Annotated in this window: 26 protein-coding genes and 4 tRNA genes; 4 read left to right on the top strand and 26 right to left on the bottom strand. The window is 41.4% G+C overall.

Features of this window, described 5'->3' with window-relative positions; all coding sequences use genetic code 11:
• The first annotated feature begins 127 nt into the window (after nucleotides 1-127).
• A complete protein-coding gene (locus A374_RS07200; protein ID WP_007201543.1) occupies nucleotides 128-1,771 on the top strand; it encodes a DUF2075 domain-containing protein in 1,644 nt (547 codons plus the stop codon).
• Between the two features lie 154 nt (nucleotides 1,772-1,925).
• Here A374_RS07200 and rlmH read toward each other — a convergent pair whose 3' ends face one another.
• From rlmH to A374_RS07280, 17 genes are all read right to left on the bottom strand, one after another.
• Entirely contained in the window at nucleotides 1,926-2,405 is a 480-nt protein-coding gene (gene rlmH, locus A374_RS07205; protein WP_007201544.1) for a 23S rRNA (pseudouridine(1915)-N(3))-methyltransferase RlmH, read from the bottom strand.
• A gap of 81 nt (nucleotides 2,406-2,486) precedes the next feature.
• Nucleotides 2,487-2,651: a CxxH/CxxC protein gene (locus A374_RS19930; RefSeq protein ID WP_007201545.1), complete on the bottom strand. Its 165-nt coding sequence runs from the start codon at nucleotides 2,649-2,651 to the stop codon at nucleotides 2,487-2,489.
• A 128-nt stretch (nucleotides 2,652-2,779) separates the two neighbouring features.
• Nucleotides 2,780-3,991 carry a S1C family serine protease gene (locus tag A374_RS07210; protein ID WP_007201546.1) on the bottom strand — a complete coding sequence of 404 codons (1,212 nt, stop codon included), beginning with the start codon at nucleotides 3,989-3,991 and terminating at the stop codon, nucleotides 2,780-2,782.
• A 141-nt stretch (nucleotides 3,992-4,132) separates the two neighbouring features.
• On the bottom strand, nucleotides 4,133-4,930 hold the full coding sequence (locus A374_RS07215) for an MBL fold metallo-hydrolase (protein ID WP_007201547.1): 798 nt from the start codon (nucleotides 4,928-4,930) through the stop codon (nucleotides 4,133-4,135).
• Nucleotides 4,931-4,947: 17 nt separating this feature from the next.
• Complete coding sequence (locus A374_RS07220; protein WP_007201548.1) at nucleotides 4,948-5,760, bottom strand: two-component system regulatory protein YycI; 813 nt, start codon at nucleotides 5,758-5,760, stop codon at nucleotides 4,948-4,950.
• Entirely contained in the window at nucleotides 5,760-7,145 is a 1,386-nt protein-coding gene (locus A374_RS07225; protein WP_007201549.1) for a YycH family regulatory protein, read from the bottom strand. The genes A374_RS07220 and A374_RS07225 overlap by 1 nt, the downstream gene beginning before the upstream one ends.
• A gap of 3 nt (nucleotides 7,146-7,148) precedes the next feature.
• Nucleotides 7,149-8,996, bottom strand: coding sequence for a cell wall metabolism sensor histidine kinase WalK (gene walK, locus A374_RS07230; RefSeq protein ID WP_007201550.1), 1,848 nt, complete (start codon nucleotides 8,994-8,996; stop codon nucleotides 7,149-7,151).
• Nucleotides 8,997-9,000: 4 nt separating this feature from the next.
• Nucleotides 9,001-9,705, bottom strand: a complete 705-nt coding sequence (yycF, locus tag A374_RS07235) for a response regulator YycF (protein WP_007201551.1) — start codon at nucleotides 9,703-9,705, stop codon at nucleotides 9,001-9,003.
• A gap of 247 nt (nucleotides 9,706-9,952) precedes the next feature.
• Nucleotides 9,953-10,028, bottom strand: a tRNA-Phe gene (locus tag A374_RS07240).
• A 15-nt stretch (nucleotides 10,029-10,043) separates the two neighbouring features.
• Nucleotides 10,044-10,119, bottom strand: a tRNA-Asp gene (locus A374_RS07245).
• A gap of 29 nt (nucleotides 10,120-10,148) precedes the next feature.
• Nucleotides 10,149-10,223, bottom strand: a tRNA-Glu gene (locus A374_RS07250).
• Between the two features lie 20 nt (nucleotides 10,224-10,243).
• A tRNA-Lys gene (locus tag A374_RS07255) sits at nucleotides 10,244-10,319 on the bottom strand.
• A 285-nt stretch (nucleotides 10,320-10,604) separates the two neighbouring features.
• Complete coding sequence (locus A374_RS07260; RefSeq protein WP_007201552.1) at nucleotides 10,605-11,891, bottom strand: adenylosuccinate synthase; 1,287 nt, start codon at nucleotides 11,889-11,891, stop codon at nucleotides 10,605-10,607.
• A 262-nt stretch (nucleotides 11,892-12,153) separates the two neighbouring features.
• A complete protein-coding gene (dnaB, locus tag A374_RS07265) occupies nucleotides 12,154-13,518 on the bottom strand; it encodes a replicative DNA helicase (protein ID WP_007201553.1) in 1,365 nt (454 codons plus the stop codon).
• A 61-nt stretch (nucleotides 13,519-13,579) separates the two neighbouring features.
• Entirely contained in the window at nucleotides 13,580-14,026 is a 447-nt protein-coding gene (gene rplI, locus A374_RS07270) for a 50S ribosomal protein L9 (RefSeq protein ID WP_007201554.1), read from the bottom strand.
• A complete protein-coding gene (locus A374_RS07275; RefSeq protein WP_007201555.1) occupies nucleotides 14,023-15,996 on the bottom strand; it encodes a DHH family phosphoesterase in 1,974 nt (657 codons plus the stop codon). The genes rplI and A374_RS07275 overlap by 4 nt, the downstream gene beginning before the upstream one ends.
• 11 nt (nucleotides 15,997-16,007) lie before the next feature.
• Entirely contained in the window at nucleotides 16,008-16,946 is a 939-nt protein-coding gene (locus A374_RS07280) for a YybS family protein (protein WP_007201556.1), read from the bottom strand.
• Between the two features lie 154 nt (nucleotides 16,947-17,100).
• On the opposite strand from A374_RS07280, the gene A374_RS07285 reads away from it, so the two are divergent.
• Both A374_RS07285 and A374_RS07290 read left to right on the top strand, forming a co-directional pair.
• Complete coding sequence (locus tag A374_RS07285) at nucleotides 17,101-17,409, top strand: hypothetical protein (RefSeq protein WP_007201557.1); 309 nt, start codon at nucleotides 17,101-17,103, stop codon at nucleotides 17,407-17,409.
• A 63-nt stretch (nucleotides 17,410-17,472) separates the two neighbouring features.
• Nucleotides 17,473-17,916 (top strand): YtoQ family protein, encoded by a 444-nt coding sequence (locus tag A374_RS07290; protein ID WP_007201558.1) that lies wholly within the window; start codon nucleotides 17,473-17,475, stop codon nucleotides 17,914-17,916.
• A 47-nt stretch (nucleotides 17,917-17,963) separates the two neighbouring features.
• Here A374_RS07290 and rpsR read toward each other — a convergent pair whose 3' ends face one another.
• The 6 genes from rpsR to A374_RS07320 form a co-directional block, all read right to left on the bottom strand.
• On the bottom strand, nucleotides 17,964-18,197 hold the full coding sequence (rpsR, locus tag A374_RS07295) for a 30S ribosomal protein S18 (RefSeq protein WP_007201559.1): 234 nt from the start codon (nucleotides 18,195-18,197) through the stop codon (nucleotides 17,964-17,966).
• 60 nt (nucleotides 18,198-18,257) lie between these two features.
• Nucleotides 18,258-18,776, bottom strand: a complete 519-nt coding sequence (gene ssb / locus A374_RS07300) for a single-stranded DNA-binding protein (protein WP_007201560.1) — start codon at nucleotides 18,774-18,776, stop codon at nucleotides 18,258-18,260.
• Between the two features lie 27 nt (nucleotides 18,777-18,803).
• A complete protein-coding gene (rpsF, locus tag A374_RS07305) occupies nucleotides 18,804-19,091 on the bottom strand; it encodes a 30S ribosomal protein S6 (RefSeq protein WP_007201561.1) in 288 nt (95 codons plus the stop codon).
• A 190-nt stretch (nucleotides 19,092-19,281) separates the two neighbouring features.
• The gene (gene ychF, locus A374_RS07310; RefSeq protein WP_007201562.1) at nucleotides 19,282-20,379 is read right to left on the bottom strand and encodes a redox-regulated ATPase YchF; all 1,098 of its coding nucleotides are present in this window, start codon (nucleotides 20,377-20,379) and stop codon (nucleotides 19,282-19,284) included.
• Between the two features lie 173 nt (nucleotides 20,380-20,552).
• Nucleotides 20,553-20,750 (bottom strand): DUF951 domain-containing protein, encoded by a 198-nt coding sequence (locus A374_RS21120; protein ID WP_007201563.1) that lies wholly within the window; start codon nucleotides 20,748-20,750, stop codon nucleotides 20,553-20,555.
• 28 nt (nucleotides 20,751-20,778) lie between these two features.
• Complete coding sequence (locus A374_RS07320; RefSeq protein ID WP_007201564.1) at nucleotides 20,779-21,654, bottom strand: mechanosensitive ion channel family protein; 876 nt, start codon at nucleotides 21,652-21,654, stop codon at nucleotides 20,779-20,781.
• Between the two features lie 247 nt (nucleotides 21,655-21,901).
• On the opposite strand from A374_RS07320, the gene yyaC reads away from it, so the two are divergent.
• Complete coding sequence (yyaC, locus tag A374_RS07325) at nucleotides 21,902-22,531, top strand: spore protease YyaC (RefSeq protein ID WP_007201565.1); 630 nt, start codon at nucleotides 21,902-21,904, stop codon at nucleotides 22,529-22,531.
• Between the two features lie 14 nt (nucleotides 22,532-22,545).
• Here yyaC and A374_RS07330 read toward each other — a convergent pair whose 3' ends face one another.
• The 3 genes from A374_RS07330 to noc form a co-directional block, all read right to left on the bottom strand.
• Complete coding sequence (locus A374_RS07330; protein WP_007201566.1) at nucleotides 22,546-23,394, bottom strand: ParB/RepB/Spo0J family partition protein; 849 nt, start codon at nucleotides 23,392-23,394, stop codon at nucleotides 22,546-22,548.
• Nucleotides 23,375-24,148 (bottom strand): ParA family protein, encoded by a 774-nt coding sequence (locus A374_RS07335; protein ID WP_007201567.1) that lies wholly within the window; start codon nucleotides 24,146-24,148, stop codon nucleotides 23,375-23,377. Before A374_RS07335 ends, A374_RS07330 begins: the two co-directional genes overlap by 20 nt.
• Nucleotides 24,149-24,372: 224 nt before the next feature.
• Entirely contained in the window at nucleotides 24,373-25,224 is an 852-nt protein-coding gene (noc, locus tag A374_RS07340) for a nucleoid occlusion protein (RefSeq protein WP_007201568.1), read from the bottom strand.
• Nucleotides 25,225-25,324 lie beyond the last annotated feature (100 nt).

Consider the following 25,324-nt stretch of genomic DNA (forward strand, 5'->3'; position numbering starts at 1 on the left):
CCATGGTTTTCAGCACACAACATTGTTTCAGGTAATCTTATTAATATTTCACGTATATTATACAAATTACGGAAATTTTTATCATGTATATGATAACATTATAGAAAAAGATACAGAGGCTATAACCATGAATGAACTTGTGTTTGAAAAAAATTCTACTCTCGACAATATACTTACTGTACAATCACTACATCTGAATAACTATCCTATTGTATATATACTTTATAATGATAAAAAAAAGCCATCTGTCTATATTGGACAAACAGTTCACGCTTCAAGACGCTTGAAGAACCATATGGAGAATGACAAGCGAAAAAATTTGAACCACTCTATACTAATTGGACACGAGAAGTTCAATCAGTCTGCAACATATAATATCGAGTCAAATTTAATTAACTATTTTATCGCTGATAACCACTATCAATTGCAAAACGTGAGCCAAACTAAATCGAGGGTAATGCATAATTACTATCAGAAATCTTTCTATAATGAAGAAATCTTTCATTTAATTTGGGAGGAACTTAGAAAAGAGCAAATAGTGACTGACACTATTGAAAATCTTAGAAACAAGGACATTTATAAGTTATCACCTTATAAGGAACTCTCTACTCAGCAGCTCGATATAAAAAATGAAATTCTCAATTTTTGTAAAGAATATGTACACAAAGAGGGGAATCACGTAATTACTATTGAAGGCGATGCCGGAACAGGTAAAAGTGTTTTATTAAGCTCTCTGTTTAATACCATTCAAGATTTGGCTAAAGATGCTAGCTCTTTTTTATACGGAACAGATAATTACTTGCTAGTGAATCATACGGAGATGCTAAAGACATATAAAAGCATTGCCAACAGTCTACCAAACTTGAAGAAAAAGAATCTTCTTAAGCCAACGCCCTTTATTAATACGAAGAATAAGTCTAATGAAACGGTAGATATCGTACTAATCGACGAAGCTCATTTGCTTCTGACGAAAGAAGATCCTTATAACAATTTTCGTTCCCATAATCAACTAGATGAAATTATTAAGCGTAGTAAAATCTCCATCGTTATCTTTGATCCAAAACAAGTATTGAAGATAAAAAGTTATTGGAACGATAGGTTGTTAGAAGAAATAACCCATCAGTATAATGTGAAAACTGTAAAGCTTACAGATCAAATGAGAATGCACGCCAATTTAGAAACTATCAAATGGATTGACCATTTTGTTGCAAAGAAAATTCTTACTATGCCGTCAAAAGAAGACTCCTCATTCGAGCTTGAATTTTTTGAAGATGCTGATACGTTTAAAAAAGCTATTGAACGTAAAAACAACGAAATCGGACTTTCTCGAATTGTATCAACCTTTGATTATATTCATAAAAAAGACGGAAAAACTTATTTCGTTGATGAAGAAGGAATTAACATGCCTTGGAATAGCACCCAGGATAGTATTACGTGGGCAGAAGGTCCAAGCTCTATTAAGGAAGTTGGATCCATTTATACTGTACAGGGGTTTGACTTAAATTACGTTGGTGTAGTTCTTGGTCCTTCCGTAAGCTATGATAGAAAAACAGACGAACTCGTCATTGATTCGTCCAAATACAAAGATATAGGTGCATTCACTTCAAGAACAGATCTGTCACCTGAAAAAAACCAAGAAATTAAAGAAGAAATTATTTTAAATTCTATTAATGTCCTTATGAAGCGGGGTATTCATGGACTATATATTTACGCAACAGATTCTAAATTAAGAGAAAGACTACTCGAGTTGAAAAAGAAAAGACGATTTTGAGTGAAATTAAAATGAAAGCTCGGTCAACTTTCAATTCAGCCTAAACATTGCTGTTTATTATGAATGTTGACATACCAAACCCTTCTAAGATAAATAGAAGGGTTCTATTTGTATAAAATAACAATCATTTAACTTTTTGTTTTTAAATCCTCACTCACTTATGATAAGGCTCCCCCCGCACAATCCGAAACGCGCGATACACCTGCTCTACCAACACCAATTTCATCAGCTGATGCGGATAGGTAATTCGTCCAAATGAGATTTTCTCATTTGCGCGTTTCATTACGTCGTCGCTTAAGCCGAGGGATCCGCCGATAACGAAGGCGACTTTGCTTTTGCCGTAGGTGGCGAGCTGGTCGAGGTTGGCGGCGAGGTCTTCGGAGGAGATGAGTTTGCCTTCGATGGCCATGGCGATGACGTGGGCATCGGGTGGGATTTTGGCGAGAAGGCGATCGCCTTCTGCTTTTTTGACAATGTGCATTTCTTGGGAACTTAAGGTTTCGGGTGCTTTTTCGTCGGGTACTTCGATAATGTCGATTTTGGCGTACGGTCGTAAGCGCTTTGTATATTCGTCGATTCCAAGTTTTAAGTATTTCTCTTTTAGCTTACCGACAGTGATAATTAAGATATTCACAGGGTATAACTCCTTTTATAAACAACTTATCCACAGACTTTATCCACATATACACAGATTCTATCCACATTTAGTATGGGCTCACGTGTTCGATACTTTATATATGGCCTTTTTTTCGCAATAATGACAGGTTGTTGATAACTTTGCTTCTTCTGTTAATAACTCAAGATCTGGGTACTTTTCGGTTTCATCCACAATCTCGTCAATCCCAATGTCCACATGTTCTTCGCAGCAATAATGTATCATATATAAACTCCTTTACTTATCCACAATTTCAATTTCTCTTGATATTGTAACACAAAGCGTGGCTCTTTATTGCCTCTCAAAAAGAAACCAGTGGGCGCTCGTTCGCTCACTGGTTTCTTCGTCATGACTTACGATGATTTATTAGACGATAACGTTACTTCTGTCGTCTTTTTATCACCTTTATGATAGTAGGTCACTTTAATCTTTTGACCGACTTTGGCTTTCGTATAGAGATACTTACGAAGATCGAGTGGTGACTTAATCGCTTGGCCATCAAAGGCTGTGATGACATCTAGCTCTTTTAAGCCCGCACGATCAGCTGGTGATAATGGCTCGACGTTCATAACAACGACGCCATCTTTCACACTTGATGGAAGCTTCAGCGTGGAATCACGGTGATAGCTGCTTATTTGAGAAAGTGGAATTGGTCCAATGCCTAGGAATGGGCGATTTACTTTTCCATACTTCTCAAGGTCGTTAATGATTGGTCGTGCGATATCGACTGGAATCGCAAAGCCAATGCCTTCAACGGCTGATTCAGCAATCTTACTTGAGTTAATACCGATTACTTGGCCGGCGATATTAAGCAGGGCACCACCGGAGTTACCAGGGTTAATGGCGGCATCCGTTTGAATGACTTCTGCTTGCCAATCTGGGTTGCCGTCTTTATCAGAATCAACTGGCATCGTGCGGTCCGCGGCTGAAATGACACCTTCTGTTACGGAGCCTGGGAAGCTGCCTAGTGGATTTCCGATAGCGATTGCTGGTTCACCTGGCTTTAATGAGCTAGAAGAACCGAACTCTGCGACTTTTTGTACTTTACTTCCGTCAACTTCAACGACTGCAAGGTCCATGACCGGATCGCCACCGCGTAGCGTACCTTTTAACTTCGACCCGTTACTTAGTGTAATTTCAAGGCGAGAGGCATCTTTAACAACGTGGTAGTTCGTTACAACGTACGCTTTGCCGCCTGCTTTCTTATAAATAACACCCGATCCCGAGCCCGCTGGTTGTTGCTTGTTTTGATCCCAGAAGTTGCCGCCTTGAATGTTTAAGACTTCAACGACCGAGTCGCGTGCTTTTTTCACCGCATCGGTTACTTTTGTTGTCACGTTGACATCGACGGATTTTTTCAGTCCATCTTCTTCTTTCCCGCTATACTCATTCGTTGGCGTATATGTTTTTGGCAATAAGCCAACACCGCCAAGTGCCGGGATACATAAAAGGACAATTAAGCCACCGATGACGGCACCAATAATCCCGGTGAGGAGAAAGCCACCTCGACTACGTCCTCTACGTGGGCGCGATTCGTTATTGTCATGATCATCATAAAAGCCCATCAATTGTTCACCCTTTCAACTGGAATGGATAATTGCAATTACTGTTATGACTCAATTATAGAAAAATGTTGGTAGCGTGAAAAAACTATGAGTGAAATTCCACACTTTTTCACATTTATTGTTATTTCCTCAAAGGGTGAATTATAAACGTATGAGCTCGGTTGGCTCACTGGCATCGGTATGATAGAGCGACACTTGTTCACCGACCGCTACACCTTTACTTTCTAGCGTTTGCTTTACACTTAAGTAGGCAATATCTTTCATGTTGTTATCTTTACTTAAATGCGCTAAATAAATACGCTTCGTTTGCTCACCAATAAGATCAGCCAGCGCAAAGCCGCAATCTTCATTGGAAATATGACCGTGATCACTTAGGATGCGGCGCTTAATGCTCCACGGATAACGACCCATCATTAGCATATTAATATCATGATTGGATTCCATTACATACGCATCACTATGCTTCGTAATGCCTTTCATGCGATCGCTCACATAACCCGTATCAGTCATGAGCGTTAGCTTTTTCCCTTCATGATGAAAAACGTAAAACATCGGCTCAGCAGCATCATGTGACACGCCAAAGCTCTCCACTTCAAGATCGCCAAACGTGCGCACACTCTCCATTTCAAATGTGAATTTTTGCGCGTCATCCACCGTTCCGATGTTCGCATTCATGGCGCTCCACGTTTTGTCATTTGCATACACAGGCAGTTTATATTTGCGTGCTAGCGCCCCAAGCCCTTTAATATGGTCGCTATGTTCATGTGTAATTAAAATGCCGTCAAGCTCTTCAAGGCCACAGCAGCCTGCGTCTAGAAAGAGCTTCTTGATTGTTTTCATACTTAAGCCGGCATCGACGAGCAAACGCGCCTTTTCCGTTTGCACGTAAATCGCGTTTCCGGTGCTTCCACTCGCAAGCACACTAAATTGCAAACTCATCTCTAACCCTTCTTCCTTTATGATTCCTCATTGCCTTCTCGATCAATTTGTTGAATGGAACTATCGGTCGCATTCACTAAATAATGGCCGTTTTCGGTTTCCACACTCCACGTTGGAACGTACACTTGCACGTCTTCTACATTCGCTAAACTATAATAGCCAAGCTGTACTTTTTTAATTTTTTCACCGTTTGAGAGGTAGCCTGTCTTAAACAAGCGACCGATCGCTTTCATCGGTGAAATAATTTCCTGAGGTGTACCTTGGCGATAAATCGACAGAAATGTCTGCTCAAAGCCTCTTACTTCGCCTGTATCATTCCAATGAAACTTCACCATACCCCCGGGCATATCTTTGCTTTTTGAGTCAAAAAGAATGGGCTTACCATCATACGACTGTGTAAACCAGACTGTTTTACTTGTCGTATCTTTTTTATAGAAACTATATTCATTGCCACGGTATACTTCTTCTTTTAAAAAGGCGCTCACTTCGTCAACCACGTTGCTTTCTGTTACTTTTAGTGGTTTTTTTAGTGAATAAACGAGCATATCGTTGGCACTTTTATCTTTATCAAGCTTGACTTCCTTAGACGTATTTAAGTCAGCTGGCGAAAATGGCGCCCGCTGTCCGCTAATCAAGGTTTGTTTCGCTTTATAATCAGGCAGCTCGTCCTTATAGTTAATGTTATTATCTTCAAGCTGCTTTTCAAGCGGTAAGTCGGCAATATATTGGATGTTATTTTGCTGAAGCTTAACAGACAGCTGATAACCAAGAAATATATTTAAGATCAAAAAGGAAAGGATAAAGATGGTTTTCGTACTCTTCCAATCCATTAGCGATCACCTCCTGGTCGTGGCTCATCTCGAAACAGTGGATGCCATTCGTGATTTTGACCAGCATTAATAAACCATTTCGGCTCTAATACGTAGAGATTGTATTGATTTTTCGTTACTTTCATTTCATAGCCAATCATGATGCCATGTATTTGGCTTGAATCATAACTTTTTAACGCTTGTTTCACTTGTTCACCAGACTCTAGCTCTACTTTTTTCGTTGTAAAGCCAACATCTTTCGCATCGGTGTTCAGTTCTACCATCGATCGTTGGTATTCACTTAAGTCATTGTTATTCCATACGAGTTTCATTTTCATCTCACTATTTAAAATCGGTAACCCGCGAATAAAAGGAACAAAGGTCGTTGTTGAGCTTGCTTCTTCATTGCCGCTGTAATAATACGGCATGCCCCAACCCGCGTGACTATTCACATACTCTACGGAACTTAAGAGAGGGCCCTTGCTTTGTTGTGAAAAGTCTTCTGTCCGTTCTTGAGAGAAATTCGTATATTTAAATCGATTGCCATTGTAGATATTCATCGCTGAAATTTCATCAGTATAATAGTCATTGCTACTTTTTACGTTACTTGGATCACGGAACAGCGCATTTTTGTAGCGATCAATCGTATCTTCTGAAATCGAACGTGCTAAGTAGTTATACACATTCAGCTTAAAAGCATGACTCGGAAAATAGAAACGCTTCGAGCCGTGTGAGCCTTTATCATCTTGCTTTTGCACAACATAAGGTTCATATTCAACGAGTGATTTTTCTTGCTGATTTACAAGACGCTTTAAAGAGTCAAACGATAACGTCGTACTCGCTGCAATCATTTTTTCTGTTCCATACGAAACGATATATGCCTCTACGTCATTGGAAGCATTTTTGTAAAAAATAACGCGATCGGCTGATGGAATCGTAAATGTTCCTCCCGAAGAAGCGACATTGAAAATTTGGCTATATACCTCAGAGGACATTTCCTCTGGATAAATGATTTCAATATGCTCGCGGTTCACAAGCGTTTCTTCTAAATTCTTCGTAGATTTTGTACGCGTATCATAAAACTTCGCATTTTCGAGCATGTCTTTTACTTGTTTCGTAAATTTATCATTCGCAGGTACGCCAAGATACGACGTTTTATTATAATACATCATTTGAATCGGACGAATCACTTCAGATACTTTCTTCGCATCCGTCACTTGTTCTTTTTTTAACGTTTTCGTGTTTTCTAGCGAGCCTAAGTCTGGCTTTAACGTCCACAGACTCCACGTTAAAAACAAGCTTAAGACGATCAGGACGACGAGGAACACAGACTTAATGACTTCATAATGCCGAGACACTCGTTTCGCGTGACGCTTCAATTGGTGAAATCGATTTCTCCACTTCATGCCTTACTGTTCCCCCCTGACCTTTTTTAGAGGAAGGGTGAAATGAATGGTTGTCCCTTGTCCCCATTCACTTTCGGCCCAGATATCTCCACCGTGCGCGAGCACAATTTCTTTTGAGATCGCCAAACCAAGACCCGTGCCACCTAAATCGCGCGAACGTGCGCGGTCCACACGGAAAAAGCGATCGAAAATTTTCGATACGTTATTTTTCGGAATGCCGACACCTTGGTCCGATACGCTTACTTTAATTTTGCGACCATGTAAAGAAGCAGATACCGAAATGGCACCACCCTCAGGTGAATATTTAATCGCATTTGAAATAATGTTATCGACCACTTGCGTCATTTTATCGGTATCAATTTGTACGTTAATTTTGCGCGATGGCAAATTGCGTTGAAAGCGAATATGCTCATGCTGCAGCATTTCAAAACGCTCGACAATATCTTGTAGGAAGCGGGTTAAATCACTTTGTACGAAATTAAAACGATAATCTTTGCTGTCCATTTTCGACAGCTGCAGTAAGTCGGTTACGAGGCGAATCATGCGATCGGTCTCGTTTTGTGTTACTTCTAAGAACCGTGGTGCAATATCTTTATCTTCCCAAGCACCTTCCGCTAGTGCTTCTAAATAACTTTTCATCGTCGTAAGCGGCGTGCGCAGCTCGTGCGACACGTTAAATACGAATTCACGACGCTCATTTTCGATTTGTTCTTGCTCGGTAACGTCATGAAGTACAGCGATTAAGCCGTTTGCTGGTCCACCTTCTTTTTGTATAACAGAAAAGTTTGCGCGCAGTACATAATGAACATTCTCGGTACTAAAATCAAGCAGCATCGTTTCATATTCATTGTAAAGCTCGTCCCACGTATATTGATCATTTAAACGCAACAGCTCAAGCAAGGAATTACCGAGCGTATTTTGGCGAGAAATGTTTAACATTTCTTCGGCACGGTCATTCATCAAAATAATACAGCCGTCGCGATCAGTCGCAATAACACCATCAGTCATATACGTCAAAACAGAACGCAGCTTGCGGCGCTCGCTTTCGGTAATGGCTGTCGCTTCTTGTAATTTCCGCGTCAAATCGTTAAATGTTAACGACAGCTGACCAATTTCGTCATCGCCATATACTTGCACTTTTCGCGAAAAATCCCCTCGCGCCATAACGAGCGCCTGCTTTCGCATATCTGCCATTGGCCGCGTAACCGTACGGGCAAGGAAAATACCGAGCAACGCCGTTATTACCAGGGCAATAACCGTTCCGGTCGTCAATATTTTATTAATATCGGTAATCTGTTGATAAACGCTTTCAATGGAGGCCTCTACGTAAATAACCCCAAGCACTTCTCCCGTCTTACCGCCTTGTTTATCTTTTCCAGTCACAATCGGGCGCGCCCACACAACAACCCGGGCTTGCTTATTGCGATCGTACATTTCCGATTTATCTTCGGTTCCATTGAGGGCAAGCTTAATCTTAGAGTTCGTACTTACTTGCCCAATCAAGTTCTTTTTCGTGGCGCCAATTACGACGCCGTCTTTATTTAATACTTGTACTTCTTTAATGTTCTCATCCTTTGTTTCCCCAATGAGCTTCATAATGCCATCCGTTAACGTATTATTCTTACGCTCCGTCGATTCTTTCGTCTGTTGAGACGTTAAAATCTTTTGCTCGGCATTGAATGAGAAGAAGTCCAAGTTGTTTTGCAGTGCACTCATATAGTTTTTGTGCAAATTGTTTTCCAAGTTGTTAATGAAGTACACACTAATAACTTCCATCGCAATTAAAATGAGCAAAACATAGATCAATACAAACTTAACGTGTATTGATCGAAAAAAACCTACCTTATCCATCTGCTTACTCCTGATCAGGATTTCTTAAATAATAACCGACACCGCGGCGTGTTATGATCCAAAGCGGATGACTTGGATTATCTTCCACTTTTTCACGAAGGCGACGAACGGTTACGTCAACCGTACGAACATCACCAAAATAGTCATAGCCCCACACCGTTTGTAACAAGTGTTCGCGTGTCATGACTTGTCCAATATGTTTTGCTAAATAATACAGCAGCTCAAATTCGCGATGTGTCAGTTCAATCGTTTCGCCACGCTTCGTTACAAGGTAAGCGTCTGGATGAATCGTTAACGTTCCAATCACAATCTCATTATTTTCATCCACTTCACGTTCTGTTTCCTGCTGATGACGGCGCAAGTTCGCCTTTACACGCGCAATCAGTTCGCGGGTGCTAAAAGGCTTCGTTACATAATCATCCGCTCCAAGCTCAAGACCTAATACTTTATCAATTTCTGAGTCTTTCGCTGTTAGCATAATGATGGGTGTATCATACTTTTTACGCACTTCACGACATACTTCCATTCCGTCTTTTAGCGGAAGCATAATATCTAAAAGAATCATATCCGGCTTTTCACTCTCTACCATTTCAATGGCTGCTACGCCATCGTACGCACAAGAAACTTGAAAACCTTCTTTTTCTAAGTTGAATTGTAAAATGTCGGCAATAGGCCTTTCGTCATCTACTACTAGTATTTTTTTGTCCATTCGGCTGTCGCTCCTTTGGAAACCGTATTTGTATCTATCATTCTATGTCAGTATATTCTTGGGAAGATGATCCTTTAGAAAACTACTCTTATTTTACCATATTCTTTTCATTCTCCCTAACGCCAGTCTTCTCCAATTCCGTTAGCGTTTTTAAGCCTAGAAACACTTAAAAAGCATGCAGTACGAAGCTGCATGCTTTTTTGTCATGATTTAGGTAATAGTAATTGTTTGTTATATGCAAGTAAAATGGTGGCTCGAGACGGAATCGAACCGCCGACACGAGGATTTTCAGTCCTCTGCTCTACCGACTGAGCTATCGAGCCACTCTTACAATAAAATGGCGGACCCGACCGGGGTCGAACCGGCGATCTCCTGCGTGACAGGCAGGCATGTTAACCACTACACCACGAGTCCAAAGTATTGTAATCTATTATAAAAGAAAATGGTGACCCGTACGGGATTCGAACCCGTGTTACCGCCGTGAAAGGGCGGTGTCTTAACCGCTTGACCAACGGGCCATCTTTCTTTGAAAGAAAAATGGTGAGCCATGAAGGATTCGAACCTTCGACCCTCTGATTAAAAGTCAGATGCTCTACCAACTGAGCTAATGGCTCGTCTACTTTCGACAATATCCTTGTCGAACACGACAAGATTTATCTTATCACGAAACTAATTATTTGACAAGCATCTTTTATAAAAAAGTTTTAAAATCATGCTTTTATCCAAGAATGGGGCAGCAGTAGAGCCATAAACTGATAGCTGTATCGCTCTAACGACCCTGCTACTAGCAGCTTACTATGTAATCAATTTGTCCATGTTTGTTGTTACTTTTGAAGGAGACAAAGAAAAACCCCCCAATCACCGAAGAAGCTTAAGAGTTGGGGGGAGTTGCTACTTATTTATTCAAATACGCCACGAACCATATTTGTTTGGTTACGATCTGGTCCGACAGAGAAAATTGTAAGTGGAATGCCTGTTAGTTGAGCAACACGTTCTACATAGTGACGTGCATTGGCTGGAAGATCGCTAAGGCTTTTTGCGCCTGTAATATCTTCTGTCCAACCTGGTAGCTCTTCATAGACTGGTTCACATTGAGCGAGCGTTTTTAAGCTTGCTGGGAACTCTTCAATGAGCTGTCCGTTATGCTTATATGCAACACAAATCTTCAACGTATCAATGCCTGTTAAAACGTCAATGGAGTTAAGAGAAAGATCTGTTAATCCACTTACGCGACGCGCATGACGAACAACAACAGCATCGAACCAACCAACACGGCGCGGACGACCTGTTGTTGTTCCGTATTCACGACCTACTTCACGAATGCGATCGCCAATTTCGTTGTTAAGCTCTGTTGGGAATGGTCCATCACCAACACGTGTTGTATAGGCTTTAGACACACCTACCGCACGGTGAATTTTAGAAGGACCGACACCAGAACCAATCGTTACCCCACCAGCAATTGGGTTCGAAGACGTTACGAATGGATATGTTCCTTGATCGATATCAAGCATAACGCCTTGAGCACCTTCAAAAAGAACACGGCGTCCTTCATCTAGCGTATCGTTAAGAACGACAGACGTATCACATACGTACTTCGCAATTTGTTGGCCATATTCGAAATATTCATCAAGAATTTCTTCTTTCGTAAAGCCTTCTGATTCGTAAATTTTTTCAAATAGACGGTTTTTCTCAGCAAGGTTACGCTCTAACTTCTCTTCAAATACTTCTTTATCAAGAAGATCAGCGATGCGGATTCCGACGCGAGCTGCTTTGTCCATATAGGCTGGGCCGATTCCTTTTTTCGTTGTACCGATCTTGTTAGCACCTTTGCTTTCTTCGTCAAGAATATCAAGGCGAAGGTGATACGGTAAAATAACGTGCGCACGGTTTGAGATGCGTAGGTTATCTGTTGTAACCCCAAGGTCATGAAGATATTTAAGCTCTTCAACAAGCGCCTTCGGATCGACAACCATTCCGTTACCAATGACGCAAATTTTATCGCTATAAAAAATTCCAGATGGAATCAAATGTAATTTATATTTTTTTCCGTTAAATACGATGGTGTGTCCTGCGTTGTTTCCGCCTTGATAGCGAGCAACAACCTCTGCTTTTTCAGAAAGATAGTCAGTAATTTTTCCTTTACCTTCATCTCCCCATTGTGTTCCGACAACAACTACGGATGACATAACGTCAGCACCTCCAAAAATTTTCACAACTATTATTTCGCCCTTTTTTAGCGTAATAGCAATAATCCTTGCTTAGTGTACCAATTTTATAGTAGGAAGTCAACCAAAACACGAACATTATCCAAGAATAAAAGTATATCCGTTCGTATTTACTATACATTCCTGTATTCATACGGCGAACAATAAGCATGATCGTCAGTAACACATCTGCCGATAAAAAAAACAGGCTCTCTTTTGTAAGAATGCCTGTTTCATCGTTTCTTTATGCACCCGGCGGAATACTGCTTTCTTCATGCCGCCGATCTAAATTTACGAATTTATTATATTCTTTAACGAAAGCAAGCTCCACGGTTCCTGTTGGACCGTTACGTTGCTTCGCAATAATAATCTCAATAATGTTTTTGCTTTCTGATTCTTTATCATAATAGTCGTCACGGTATAAGAAGGCGACAATATCCGCATCCTGCTCAATACTTCCCGACTCACGAATATCTGACATCATCGGTCGCTTATCTTGACGAGATTCCACACCACGAGAAAGCTGTGACAGCGCAATAACAGGTACTTGCAACTCACGCGCTAACGACTTTAGGGAGCGGGAAATTTCTGAAACCTCTTGCTGGCGGTTCTCGCCCGATTTCCCAGAGCCTTGAATGAGCTGTAAGTAATCAATTAAGATCATGCCGAGTCCTTTTTCTTGTTTAAGACGACGACATTTCGAGCGTATCTCATTAATCCGAACGCCCGGTGTATCATCGATAAAGATGCCCGCTGCCGATAAGCTGCCCATCGCCATCGTTAGCTTCTGCCAATCCTCCGCTATTAACGAGCCGGTACGAAGACGCTGTGCGTCAATATTTCCCTCTGCACAAAGCATCCGCATCACAAGTTGCTCTGCACCCATCTCTAGAGAGAAGATGGCTACATTTTCTTCCGTTTTTGTTGCCACGTTTTGCGCAATATTTAAGGCAAAAGCGGTTTTACCAACAGATGGACGCGCCGCGACAATAATTAAATCATTGCGTTGAAAGCCAGCTGTCATAGAATCTAAGTCTGAGAAACCAGTCGGAATCCCGGTAATATCACCTTTACGATTATGCAAAGCTTCAATGTTATCGTACGCATCAACGAGGACATCCTTAATTGAAATGAAAGCTCCGGCATTTTTACGATTCGATACTTCTAATATTGCTTTTTCCGCTTCATTCATTACAGCTTCGACTTCTTCTTCACGAGCATAGCCGTTCGCAGCAATTTCTGTTGCTGCACGAATTAAGCGACGAAGCAATGATTTTTCCTCGACAATTTTGCTGTAATATTCAATATTCGCTGCTGTAGGCGAAGCATTGGCAAGATCACTTAAATAAGAGACACCACCGATTTCCTCTAACAGCTTACGATTTGCTAAATCAGATGTAACGGTAACCAGATCGACTGGTTCCCCTTTTTCCGAAAGCGAAAGCATAACTTGATAGATGCGCTGATGGGAGGCACGGTAGAAGTCATCCGGAAGTAAGATTTCCGATGCCGTGACCAGCGCTTCCGGTTCAAGAAATATGGCACCAAGAACAGCTTGTTCCGCTTCAATATTCTGGGGTGGAATGCGATCAGCAAACAGATCACTCATACGTGTTCCTCCTAAAGACAGAAGAGAAGACCGGCTCTTGCTCCCGGTCCTGCTCTTTCGTTTATTCTTCTACAACGTGTACTTTAATACTGCCTGTTACTTCATTATGAAGCTTAACTGGGACATTTGTATAGCCTAATGAACGAATCGGATCGCTCAATTCAATTTTACGTTTATCAATCGTGATTTTATGCTGTTTCTTTAAGCCTTCTGCAATTTGCTTGCTCGTAACAGAACCGAAGACACGACCGCCTTCACCTGTTTTCGTTGCAATCGCAACCGTTAGTTCCGCAAGCTTTTCTTTAAGTTGAACTGCTTCTTCACGTTGCGCTACCGCTTTTTTCTCTTCGCTTTTCTTTTGGCCTTCAACAGCAGACACCGCACTTTTCGTTGCTTCTTGTGCTAGATTGTTCGGAAGTAGATAGTTGCGTGCATAACCTTCAGAAACATTTTTAATTTCACCTTTTTTACCTTTACCTTTTACATCTTTAAGAAAAACTACATTCATTCTTCTTCTCCCCCTTCAAAATACTCATTAATGACAGCTTTTAATTTTTCTTCTGCTGTAATGAGTGTCTCGTTCTCTAACTGACAAGCGGCATTCGTTAAATGACCACCACCACCGAGACCTTCCATAATCATCTGAACGTTCACGTCGCCGAGCGAACGCGCCGAAATACTAATCTTTTGATCGTGGCGCTTAGCGATGACGAAAGAGGCGGCAACGCCATTCATCGAAAGTAGAATATCAGCAGCTTGCGCAATCAGTACTTGATTGCATTGCTCTTCTGGCTCAGCTTTCGAAATGACGATTCCCTTTTTATACATTTTGGCGTTTTCAATTAGTTTAGAACGCTTATTGTATGTTTGCAAATCCTCTTTCAGGAAACGTTGGACAAGGATGGTATCAGCACCATGTGCTCTCAAATAAGAGGCCGCATCAAATGTGCGCGAGCCCGTACGAAGCGTAAAGCTTTTCGTATCAACAATAATACCCGCAAGAAGCGCAGTCGCCTCTAACATCCGCATTTTCAAACGCTTCGGTTGATATTCAAGCAGCTCCGTCACAAGCTCGGCTGTTGAAGATGCATAGGGCTCCATATAGACGAGCACAGGATCGGCAATAAATTCTTCACCGCGGCGATGGTGATCGATCACAACGACATGATCGAGTTTCGTTAACAACCGCTCCTCAATGACCATCGATGGCTTATGTGTATCAACGACGACGAGCAGCGTATCATTCGTTGCCATCTCAAGCGCTTCTTCTGGTGTAATAAAGTACTTCCATAATGATTCTGTACCCTTTACCTCATTGATTAAACGGTTCACGCCCGTATCAAGATCAGACGTATCAAGCACGATGTAGCCATCCTTGCCATTCACTTGAGCAACCTTCAAGATCCCCATTGCCGAGCCAATCGCATCCATATCAGGGCTCTTATGTCCCATAATAATAACTTTATCACTATCTACGACGAGCTCGCTCATCGCATGAGAAATAACGCGGGCACGCACTCTCGTACGTTTTTCAACAGGATTGGTTTTCCCACCATAAAAGCGGACTTTCCCGCTCTGTTGTTTAATCGCCACTTGATCACCACCGCGACCGAGTGCTAAATCTAGGCTTGATTGTGCCAGTGCACCGAGCTCCGGTAAATCGGCGGTTCCCATGCCCACACCGATACTTAATGTAAGCGGTACGTTATCTTTTCCTGTTGATTCACGTACTTCATCAAGCACTGCAAACCGATTTTTCTCCAGTTCAGATAAGATGCGTTGATTAAAGATGGCGAGAAAACGATCTGAGCTCGTTCGCTTTAAGAATACACCATAGTCACTCGCCCATTTATTTAAAATAGACGTCACTTTCGAGTTAATATGCGAGCGAAATTGATCGTCCAAGCCTTGTGTGACTTCATCATAGTTATCAAGAAAAATAATACCGAGACTTGGTTGTTCTTCTTCATAAAGACGTTCTACTTCAATCTTATCGGTCACATCAAAAAAGTAAAGCAACCGATCTTCTTTTTTAAAATGCACTTCAAATTTGCGCGATTTTAATAAAATAATTTCTTCACGCGCATCACTTTTTATATAAGGAACGAGCTCCTCAGACACAAGATTTAACGAATGGCCGATAAACGACTCTTCTTCCACCCAGGCAGCCATAAATGGATTCGCCCATTCAATCTTAAAGTCCTCATCGTATAAAATGATCCCAATTGGCATTTCCATCAGTGCCTCTTCGCCAACTTTTTTAATGCGATGCGAAAGGGTCGAAATATATTCGCCAAGATCATCTTGAAAGGAGGATTCTCCCTTCATAATCAAATAGAGCACGATCGCTAATAATAGGAAGCAGGCTAGACCAATGACCCACTGATAGTATGTCAGCACGCCAGCAAATACTACCGCTAATGCAAACAAGGCAATCACCGGATAGCCATGCCACCGTTTTAGCAAAAACTTAGGCATATTGTCAGCTCCTATTGTCTTTTTTTCGTCCGTTGCTTTAATCCAAACCCTAAATCAAGAATACCGAGAATGCGAACGAATTCCATTAATAGTGCAAAAAATGGGGAGAGAATCACAATCGCAACTGTCGTCCAAATGGCACCTGCACGTGACCATTGTTTCACATAAAAGAAGTGAAAAATCACAGAGAAACCTTGCACCGCTAACACGAGAGATAACAAGGAAAATGCATTCAACACGAGCGCATGTAACGTACTACCCTGTTCAGGATTCGTAAACATGAGTACAATCGTTAGTAAATACAGCCATAAAAAACCACGTGGCACATTCCACTCACGAACCGGTGGCAACGCCTGAAACGGAATACGTAAACGTTTCAAGAACAGCGTCGATAGCCATTGAACAACGATTGCTATCAGTAAAGAGCCTATTAGGATAGAAGATGGCAAGACAATCGGCATTAATGAAATCGCTTCGCGTAAAGGTTTGAAAACGCTAGGATCTTGTACTTTATACATTTTTTCAAATTGCGTGATCATCTCGTTCATTGCTTGTTGCCCTTGTTGAATAAGGTTAATATCAAGAACTACTTTCATAAAAACAAGCAAGCCGAGCAGACTAACGACAAAGGCTAGCGACGTTCCTAATAATACGGCAAAGGCTGATTTCTTGCGACGATAGAGCTCACCAATGACTACACCAATGAGCGCAAACATCACGCCCATAAACCCGCCTAACACACCAGCGACAAGGAGCGATAATACAGATGCAACCGCTGCGGATAGAAATCCAACCTGTAATCCTTGGCGACAAACGACCAATAGAATCGGAATCGGTAGAAGAAGCATCGAAAAGAGATTAATCAATGGTACATATAAGCTAATTAGTAGTAAAATTAAGTAGACGGCAGTCATAATCGCGCCTTCTACAAGTGCTGATGTTTTTTTCATAGTTCACCTCTGGCTTATTGCCTACGGTATCTATTGTAGTAAATTCTGTACCGCAAATCCAATTATATCATTTAGTTTTAACGTCGTATGAAAAAAACAAACATGAAGGACTTATTTCACTCATTTTTGATTTTAAGGAAAGGTGGGAATCGCTATGATTCTCTTATCATTGTCCGCAATTGTTCTCTTGATCGCAGCCTGTTGGTCTGTCATCCTCATTCCTAAAAGTGAATCATCCGTTTTAATAAGTAGTATTCTAACAGGTGTTTACCTCATTATAAACATTCTTTGCTTTTTCGTTTCCTCGCTCGTTGGTGCCATGTTAACTACCGCCACTGGAAATGATGAAACAACCTTTTGGACTGGATTTTTCGTTATACAAGGCTTTCCGCTGTTCTTATTGCTAACAGGTATTCTCTCCCTTCTATTATCCATCGTACGTCGTCGCAAAACGAAAAAGTAATGGAACTTTTTCCAATTTGTTATAATAGGCGTACATTACGTAAAAAAAAGGGGAGAACTTAAAATGGAATTAACGGTTTATTTAGCTGGACAAATTCATGATGATTGGCGTGAATCCATTAAAGAGGAAGCAAAAAAACGAAACTTACCATTAACCTTTGTTGGACCAATGGAAAACCATGACCGCTCTGATCATATTGGGGAAGAAATACTCGGCGTGCAACCGAATGCAATTTTAAAAGATGAAGCCGCATCAAAGATTAATAATTTACGCACCGATGTGCTCATGAATAAAGCGGACGTTGTCATTGCCTTATTCGGCGAACAATACAAACAGTGGAATACAGCCATGGATGCTTCGCGCGCCATTACACTCGGCAAGCCGTTGCTTTTAATTCGTCCTGCCGCTCTCCATCATCCCTTAAAAGAACTCTCGAATAAAGCGGCCTTAACATGTGAAACGCCAACACAAGCACTTCAAGCGCTATCTTATATTTTTGAAAGCTAAAAAAAGCACGATTGCCGCTGGGCAATCGTGCTTTTTGCATACATAACCTATTCAGTTACGTAAGGTAGAAGTGCCATGAAACGTGCACGTTTGATTGCACGAGTCAATTGACGTTGGTATTTTGCAGATGTTCCTGTCACACGACGAGGAAGGATCTTACCACGTTCTGAGATAAAACGTTTAAGAAGATCAACATCTTTGTAATCGATGTAAGTGATTTTGTTTACAGTGAAGAAACAAACCTTACGACGCTTTTGGCGTCCACCGCGACGTCCTGCCATATTCGTTCGCCTCCTTCTTTTTAAAAATGATCTATAATCGTATCCGTTATATGTTTGCTTTTAAAATGGCAAATCGTCATCAGAAATGTCGATTGGTGTGCCATCGTTGGCAAATGGATCTTCGTTGAAGTTATTGCGTTTCGGGTTCTGGTTCTGCTGCTGTCCATAACCGCGATCTGTCGATGGGGCGTTGAATTGATTGCCTTGGCCTTGTTGGTATTGCGGATATTGTCCGCCTCCACCGCCGCCTGCATTCGCATTCTTCGGCTCCAGGAACTGAACGCTTTCTGCCATTACTTCAGTTACATACACACGCTGTCCTTGATTATTATCATAAGAACGCGTTTGAACGCGTCCATCTACGCCCGCGAGCGACCCCTTTTTCAAGAAATTCGCTACATTTTCGGCCGGCTTACGCCAAACGACACAATTAATGAAGTCTGCTTCACGCTCGCCTTGCTGATTTGTAAACGCACGATTGACGGCCAAAGTAAAGTTAGCAACAGCTACCCCATTAGGCGTGTAGCGCAACTCTGGATCCTTCGTTAAACGACCAACTAAGATTACACGGTTTAGCATAAGAACCTCTCCTTCAAACGTTAATTATTATCTCTCGTCTGCAATTGTCATGAAGCGAAGAACATCTTCATTGATTTTCATAAGACGGTCGAATTCATTAATCGCTTCAACAGGAGCGTTAACTTCTAATAGCGTGTAATAGCCATCGCGGAAGTCTTTGATTTCATATGCCAAACGCTTTTTACCCATGTCTTTCTCTTTTGCGATCTCCGCACCATTATCAGAAAGGATTGTTTTCGCTTTTTCTTTAACAGCAGTGAAAGCATCCTCTTCAACATTTGGACGGACGATGTACATGATTTCGTACTTTTTCATTCCGGTCACCTCCTTTTGGTCTAAACGGCCCTAAGCGGGCAAGGAGTAAACTATCAACATTTCATAAAAAAATCGATAATTACTCACAATAAGAAATTATAGCAAAATCCCAGGCAATTGACAAGCCTCTCTTCCAAAAAGAAAAAATCCACAACAGCAGAAGCCGTCGCGGATTTCCTTCATTACACGTTTATACGTTAAAGCGGAAATGTACAACATCTCCATCTTTCATCTCATACTCTTTTCCTTCAAGACGAACTTTCCCTTTTTCCTTCGCTGCTCCCATATTGCCTGCTTCCATTAGGTCATCATAGGCAACCACTTCGGCGCGAATAAAACCGCGTTCGAAATCGGTATGAATAATCCCCGCACATTGTGGTGCTTTCATTCCTTTACGGAACGTCCACGCACGAACTTCTTGAACGCCTGCTGTAAAGTACGTTGCCAGTCCAAGCAAGGAGTAAGAGGCACGAATCAATTGATCAAGACCCGCTTCTTGAATGCCTAGCTCTTCTAAGAACGCAATCTTTTCTTCGCCTTCAAGCTCAGCAATCTCCTCTTCAATCTTCGCACAAATAACGATGACTTCTGCCTGTTCGCGCGCAGCATAGTCACGCACTTTATCCACGTGCTCATTGCCGCCTTCTAATAGATCTTCTTCGCTAACGTTTGCCGCATAAAGGATCGGTTTCATCGTTAACAAATGCAAGCCGTAAACAATTTTCTTTTCTTCTGGCGTAAGATCTACACTTCGTGCCGGAAGCTCATTGCTTAGCGCTTCTTTAATTTTTTCAAGAACGCTGAATTCAGCTACTGCTTCTTTATCTTTTGATTTTGCCAATTTTTCAACACGAGCCACGCGCTTTTCTACCGTTTCTAAGTCGGCAAAGATCAACTCTAGATTAATTACTTCAATATCGTCAATCGGATCAACTTTTCCAGAAACGTGCGTAATATTCTCATCTTCAAAGCAACGCACGACTTGTAGAATGGCATCTACTTGACGAATGTGTGATAAAAATTTATTTCCTAAACCTTCACCCTTGCTCGCACCCTTTACAATCCCAGCGATATCCGTAAATTCAAAAGCCGTTGGCACGACTTTCTTCGGTTGTACCATTTCTGTTAGCTTATGAAGACGCTCGTCTGGTACCTCAACAATTCCTACGTTTGGATCAATCGTACAGAATGGGTAGTTTGCCGATTCTGCTCCTGCCTGTGTAATGGCATTAAAAAGCGTCGATTTCCCTACGTTCGGAAGACCGACAATCCCAGTTGTTAAAGCCATGTCATTCACTCCTCATTATGTTAAAACGCCACCCTTGGTGCGCTTTGTTCATTCGTTATTCCATCTTTTTTCATTATAGGTTGTTGCCTAATAAAACACAAGCACTGTAGAACCATAGCAAAAAAGCCGGCAATTACGCCGACTCTATCTGAAAAAACGTTTCACGTGAAACATCATTCTCCTTGATGAGAAAGAAGTACTTTTTTCATTTTTTTTGTAAAATCTTTGCGTGGAATCATAACGCTATGCTGACAGCCCATGCACTTAATGCGAATGTCCGCTCCCATTCGAATAATTTTCCAACGATTTGTTCCACATGGGTGAGGTTTTTTCATTTCTACTTCATCATGTAATCCAAATTCTTTATTCAAGAAAAAAAGCCCCCTCAATTTACCTATATTAATCGTCTGAAACGTGTTTATGATAGGACACCATCTTCTGATACGGTAATTCAATTCCTTCATCATCTAAGCGAAGCTTAATGGCCTTCTTCAATTCCCGAACAACTTGTAAATGTGTCATCGGCAATACTTCCGCTGTTACTCGAATCACAATTTCAAGTGGAGCAACGGATTGAATACCAAGCACTTGAGGTTCTGCCACCATCTCAGGCAATTCATGCATCTTTTCACGGACAACCTCATCAATAATTCCTTGGGCGCGGTCAACATCCTCTTCATAAGCAATACTAAAATCAATAACCGCAATACTATTATTAACCGAATAATTCGTTACAATGACGATCGAGGAGTTCGGCAAAATATGCAATTCTCCCGTCCATTGCTTCACTTTCGTCGTACGTAAGCCAATTTCTTCTACTGTACCTTCCAAATTATTGATCTTCACATAGTCACCGACGGCAAATTGCTCTTCAAAAATAATAAAAAACCCAGTAATAATATCTTTGACAAGACTTTGTGCTCCGAACCCAACAGCAAGACCAACAACTCCGGCCCCAGCCAATAGCCCTTTTACATCAATACTAAATTCCGTTAAGATCATGAGTAGCGCAATAAAGTAAATCAGGTACGCAACAACATTATCTAATAAGCGAACTAGCGTATTTTCTCTTCGCTCTGACATGCGTAGCGGACTTCTTAATCGAAAATTAAAAACATTGGCCACTACCGCTCTCGTTAATCTTACAACGATTTGTGCTCCAATAATAATAGCAGCAATGCGCAGTACTCTCATACCTATATTAATCCACAATTGTTCATCACTAACTAACTTAACAAAACGATCTGCTTCTTGAGCGATGGTTAATAGTTCCAATCGTCCCTCTCCCTCCCACGCGCTGCACACATCCTTAATGTACCCAATTTCCTACGAAGTTTCAACGACAAGTGCCCACGCTCCTTAATTTCCATGTTGAGTGCATCATAGCGGCAAAATCCGCGTGTTAGAAAGAAGAGGGAATGGGGTATCACTTGAAAAGAGACAAGCTTCCTTGCTTCTTCATATGTATAGTTTTCTCAAATTGACCGTATACTGGTAGTACCATTATAAAGGAGTGGATGTCATGTTCCTAAAAAGGAAGCCTGTGCCCAGTCAGCGAGTGACCTATAAAGCCCACCATGAGGATCAAGATGCCTGCCCGCTGATTACAGAACACATAGAAATGCTGCTTCCTGCTGCGCGGAAACCGGCAATTGTCGTCATATGCATTGGAACAGACCGCTCCACTGGAGATGCTCTTGGTCCACTTGTTGGTACGAAGTTAAAGGCAAACACCGCCTTTCCTTACCCTGTTTACGGCACATTAGATGAGCCTGTTCATGCGGTAAATCTCGTAGAAAAATTGAAAATGGTTGAAAAAAAGCATCCACATGCCTTTGTTATTGGGATTGATGCTTGTCTTGGTAAATTAAATCACGTTGGGATGGTCTCGGTCGGTGATGGGCCTGTGAAGCCCGGAGCTGGTGTCAATAAAGAGCTACCTCCTGTTGGCGATATGCATCTGACAGGGATTGTGAATGTTAGTGGCTTCATGGAATATTTCGTATTACAAAACACGCGCTTAAGTATCGTAATGAAAATGGCTGAACTCATTGCCCAATCTCTCTATCACGCTACGAAAGATAGTAGAGGTCATAAAGAAGAAACCATTACAATTCCATTAAAAAAATCACCTTTAAAGTCAACACTTTAAAGATGATCTTCTTATTATTCATTTCCTAGCAATTGCAAAATCCGTTCTAAATCATCATCAGAAAAGAACTCAATTTCTATTTTGCCTTTACGCTTCGAACGCTTAATGGACACGGATGTCCCAAAATGCGCGCGGAGCGCTGTTTCTTTTTCCGCAAGAAAGACATTCTTTGCTGGCGTTTTTTTCTTCGTTTCACGTGGAACATTTTCATTGATCAGCTGCACGAACTTCTCCAGCTGACGAACGTTCATTTTTTCATCTAAGCACTTTTGCACCACACTTTGAAGCTTCGCTTTCTTTTTCAAGCCTACTAAAGCGCGCCCATGTCCCATCGTTAATGTCCCATCTGCCAGCAGATCTTGAACAGGGGAGGGCAGTTGAAGCAAACGTACAAAGTTCGCAATATGTGGACGGCTTTTGCCAACTCGTGTGGCTAGCTCTTCTTGTGTAAGATGTAAATGTTCAATGAGTTTTTGATAAGCAACTGCTTCTTCAATCGGATTTAAATCTTCCCGCTGTAGATTTTCTATGAGCGCAATCTCCATCATTTGCTCTTCGGTAAACGTGCGGACAATTACGGGAAGCTTCGTTAATCCCGCTGCTTTTGCGGCACGAAATCTTCGTTCACCCGCTACAATTTCATAGCCTTTAATGCTTTTTCGCGCGATGATTGGTTGTAAGACACCATGCTCTTGAATTGAAACACTGAGTTCTTGAATACTTTCATCGTTGAAATGCTTTCTTGGCTGATAAGGATTGGGGCGTAGTTGTGTAACCTCAAGCTCAATAATAAGCTCCTCATGTTCTGATTGCGTTGTAGGGGGGAAGAGCGCATTAATTCCTTTACCTAACCCTTTCGCCACTGCCCATCACTTCCTTCGCTAATTCTAGATAAACATCCGCGCCTCTTGACTTAGGATCATAAATAATTATCGGTTTTCCATGGCTTGGTGCTTCTGACAAGCGAACGTTTCGAGGTATAATCGTCGCATACACCTTATCTTGAAAGTATTTTTTCACTTCCTCAATGACTTGAATGCCTAAATTCGTACGTGCATCTAGCATCGTTAATAGCACACCATCAATCATTAAATCCGTATTTAAATGCTTCTGAACCAGTCGAACCGTATTTAACAGCTGACTTAATCCTTCGAGCGCGTAATATTCGCACTGGACAGGGATCAAGACGGCATCTGCTGCTGTTAATGAATTAATCGTTAAGAGACCAAGAGAGGGCGGACAATCAATAATGATATAATCGTAGCGACTCTCCACCGCTGATAATGCTCGTTTGAGTCTTACTTCCCGGGAAATAGTTGGTACTAATTCAATTTCTGCACCTGCTAATTGAATGGTGGAGGGAAGAATATGTAATCCTTCACAAATGGTTTCTAATACCACATCTTTTACTTCTGCATCATCAACAAGAACGTTATAGATGCAGCGATCAATGTCACCTTTATCAATTCCTACTCCACTTGTTGCATTTCCTTGTGGATCAATATCCACGAGTAAAACTTTCTTGCCGAAATAAGCTAAGCATGCCCCAAGGTTTACTGACGTTGTTGTTTTCCCAACGCCGCCCTTTTGATTGGCAATTGCAATGGTTTTCGCCACGATGACACCTACCTCTTTTTGAGAAAGTTCATTTTCTCTATCATATCACGAAACATACGCTAACTTGTCGCTATTTCCTGCATTTTAGAAAAAGATTTCCAGAAAAAAATGACCATTCTACGCTTCTTGACATCATTCGACGTTCCTTGCCTTTTTTTGCGGAGAAAGGGAAGCGCACACAAAAAAACAGACTCCCTTTATAACACGAGAGTCTGCTTTTTATCTTACTTTTTTGGAATTCGAATCGTAAATTGGTAGAATTCTTCATGATCTTCTTCTTCTGTATTTATCGTCAAGCCGCTTTTTAATACCATATCAACGGATTGTCGTACCGTATTAATGGCCAGACGGGTATCCTTGCTATACGATTTTCGTTTCGCAACCGGTTTTTTTGCCTCATGCTGTGCAGCGATGAGTTTTTTAACTCGCTCTTCGGTTTGCTTTACATTTAAGTGCTTTTCTAAAATTTCCTGCAGCATTTCTTCTTGCTTTTGCGGCAACTTTAAAATAATAAGCGCACGCGCATGGCGCTCCGTAATTTGCTTGCGTAAAAGTGCTTCTTGGATGGAAGCAGGGAGCTTCAGCAAGCGTAGTTTATTCGCTACCGTCGATTGCCCTTTGCCGAGCTTAATCGCTAAACTTTCTTGGGTGAGGTCATGAATCTCTAACAGCTTCGCATAAGCCATGGCTTCTTCAATGGCTGTTAGTTCTTCCCGTTGTAAGTTTTCAATTAAAGCGACCGAAGCGGTCTGAGAATCATCAAAATCTTTAATAATAGCAGGGATTTTCTCCCAACCTAATTTTTGAACAGCTCGCCAGCGACGTTCACCAGCAATAATTTCATACGAGGTTTCTCCGGACTTCCGAACGACAATAGGTTGAATAATGCCATGCGTTTCAATCGTTTGTGAGAGCTCTTCAATACGCTCATCTATAAAAATCGTACGAGGCTGAAATTGATTTGGATGTATGGATGATACAAGCAACTGATGAATTTCTTCGTTATCACTTTTTGCGGCGTCTGCCGGTTGACTCTTTTCGCCGATGCCAAAAAAGCGGGAAAAAGGATGTTTCATATGAATGACACCACCTTTTGTTATCTATCCTAGAATTTCGATTACTTCTTGTTTATTTCCTGCCACCATCTTGAAAATATTTACTCTTGTTTTCCCGATA

Origin of the sequence: Fictibacillus macauensis ZFHKF-1, assembly GCF_000269865.1 — a bacterium.
GTDB lineage: Bacteria > Bacillota > Bacilli > Bacillales > Fictibacillaceae > Fictibacillus_C > Fictibacillus_C macauensis.

Bases quoted from the DNA above. Each gene is read 5' to 3' on its own strand.
- A374_RS07200 (WP_007201543.1), top strand. From the start codon at position 128: ATGAATGAACTTGTGTTTGAAAAAAATTCTACTCTCGACAATATACTT.
- A374_RS19930 (WP_007201545.1), bottom strand. From the start codon at position 2,651: ATGATACATTATTGCTGCGAAGAACATGTGGACATTGGGATTGACGAG.
- A374_RS07210 (WP_007201546.1), bottom strand. From the start codon at position 3,991: ATGGGCTTTTATGATGATCATGACAATAACGAATCGCGCCCACGTAGA.
- A374_RS07215 (WP_007201547.1), bottom strand. From the start codon at position 4,930: ATGAGTTTGCAATTTAGTGTGCTTGCGAGTGGAAGCACCGGAAACGCG.
- A374_RS07220 (WP_007201548.1), bottom strand. From the start codon at position 5,760: ATGGATTGGAAGAGTACGAAAACCATCTTTATCCTTTCCTTTTTGATC.
- A374_RS07225 (WP_007201549.1), bottom strand. From the start codon at position 7,145: ATGAAGTGGAGAAATCGATTTCACCAATTGAAGCGTCACGCGAAACGA.
- walK (WP_007201550.1), bottom strand. From the start codon at position 8,996: ATGGATAAGGTAGGTTTTTTTCGATCAATACACGTTAAGTTTGTATTG.
- yycF (WP_007201551.1), bottom strand. From the start codon at position 9,705: ATGGACAAAAAAATACTAGTAGTAGATGACGAAAGGCCTATTGCCGAC.
- A374_RS07260 (WP_007201552.1), bottom strand. From the start codon at position 11,891: ATGTCATCCGTAGTTGTTGTCGGAACACAATGGGGAGATGAAGGTAAA.
- dnaB (WP_007201553.1), bottom strand. From the start codon at position 13,518: ATGAGTGATCTGTTTGCTGATCGCATTCCACCCCAGAATATTGAAGCG.
- rplI (WP_007201554.1), bottom strand. From the start codon at position 14,026: ATGAATGTAGTTTTTCTTAAAGATGTAAAAGGTAAAGGTAAAAAAGGT.
- A374_RS07275 (WP_007201555.1), bottom strand. From the start codon at position 15,996: ATGCCTAAGTTTTTGCTAAAACGGTGGCATGGCTATCCGGTGATTGCC.
- A374_RS07280 (WP_007201556.1), bottom strand. From the start codon at position 16,946: ATGAAAAAAACATCAGCACTTGTAGAAGGCGCGATTATGACTGCCGTC.
- A374_RS07285 (WP_007201557.1), top strand. From the start codon at position 17,101: ATGATTCTCTTATCATTGTCCGCAATTGTTCTCTTGATCGCAGCCTGT.
- A374_RS07290 (WP_007201558.1), top strand. From the start codon at position 17,473: ATGGAATTAACGGTTTATTTAGCTGGACAAATTCATGATGATTGGCGT.
- rpsR (WP_007201559.1), bottom strand. From the start codon at position 18,197: ATGGCAGGACGTCGCGGTGGACGCCAAAAGCGTCGTAAGGTTTGTTTC.
- ssb (WP_007201560.1), bottom strand. From the start codon at position 18,776: ATGCTAAACCGTGTAATCTTAGTTGGTCGTTTAACGAAGGATCCAGAG.
- rpsF (WP_007201561.1), bottom strand. From the start codon at position 19,091: ATGAAAAAGTACGAAATCATGTACATCGTCCGTCCAAATGTTGAAGAG.
- ychF (WP_007201562.1), bottom strand. From the start codon at position 20,379: ATGGCTTTAACAACTGGGATTGTCGGTCTTCCGAACGTAGGGAAATCG.
- yyaC (WP_007201565.1), top strand. From the start codon at position 21,902: ATGTTCCTAAAAAGGAAGCCTGTGCCCAGTCAGCGAGTGACCTATAAA.
- noc (WP_007201568.1), bottom strand. From the start codon at position 25,224: ATGAAACATCCTTTTTCCCGCTTTTTTGGCATCGGCGAAAAGAGTCAA.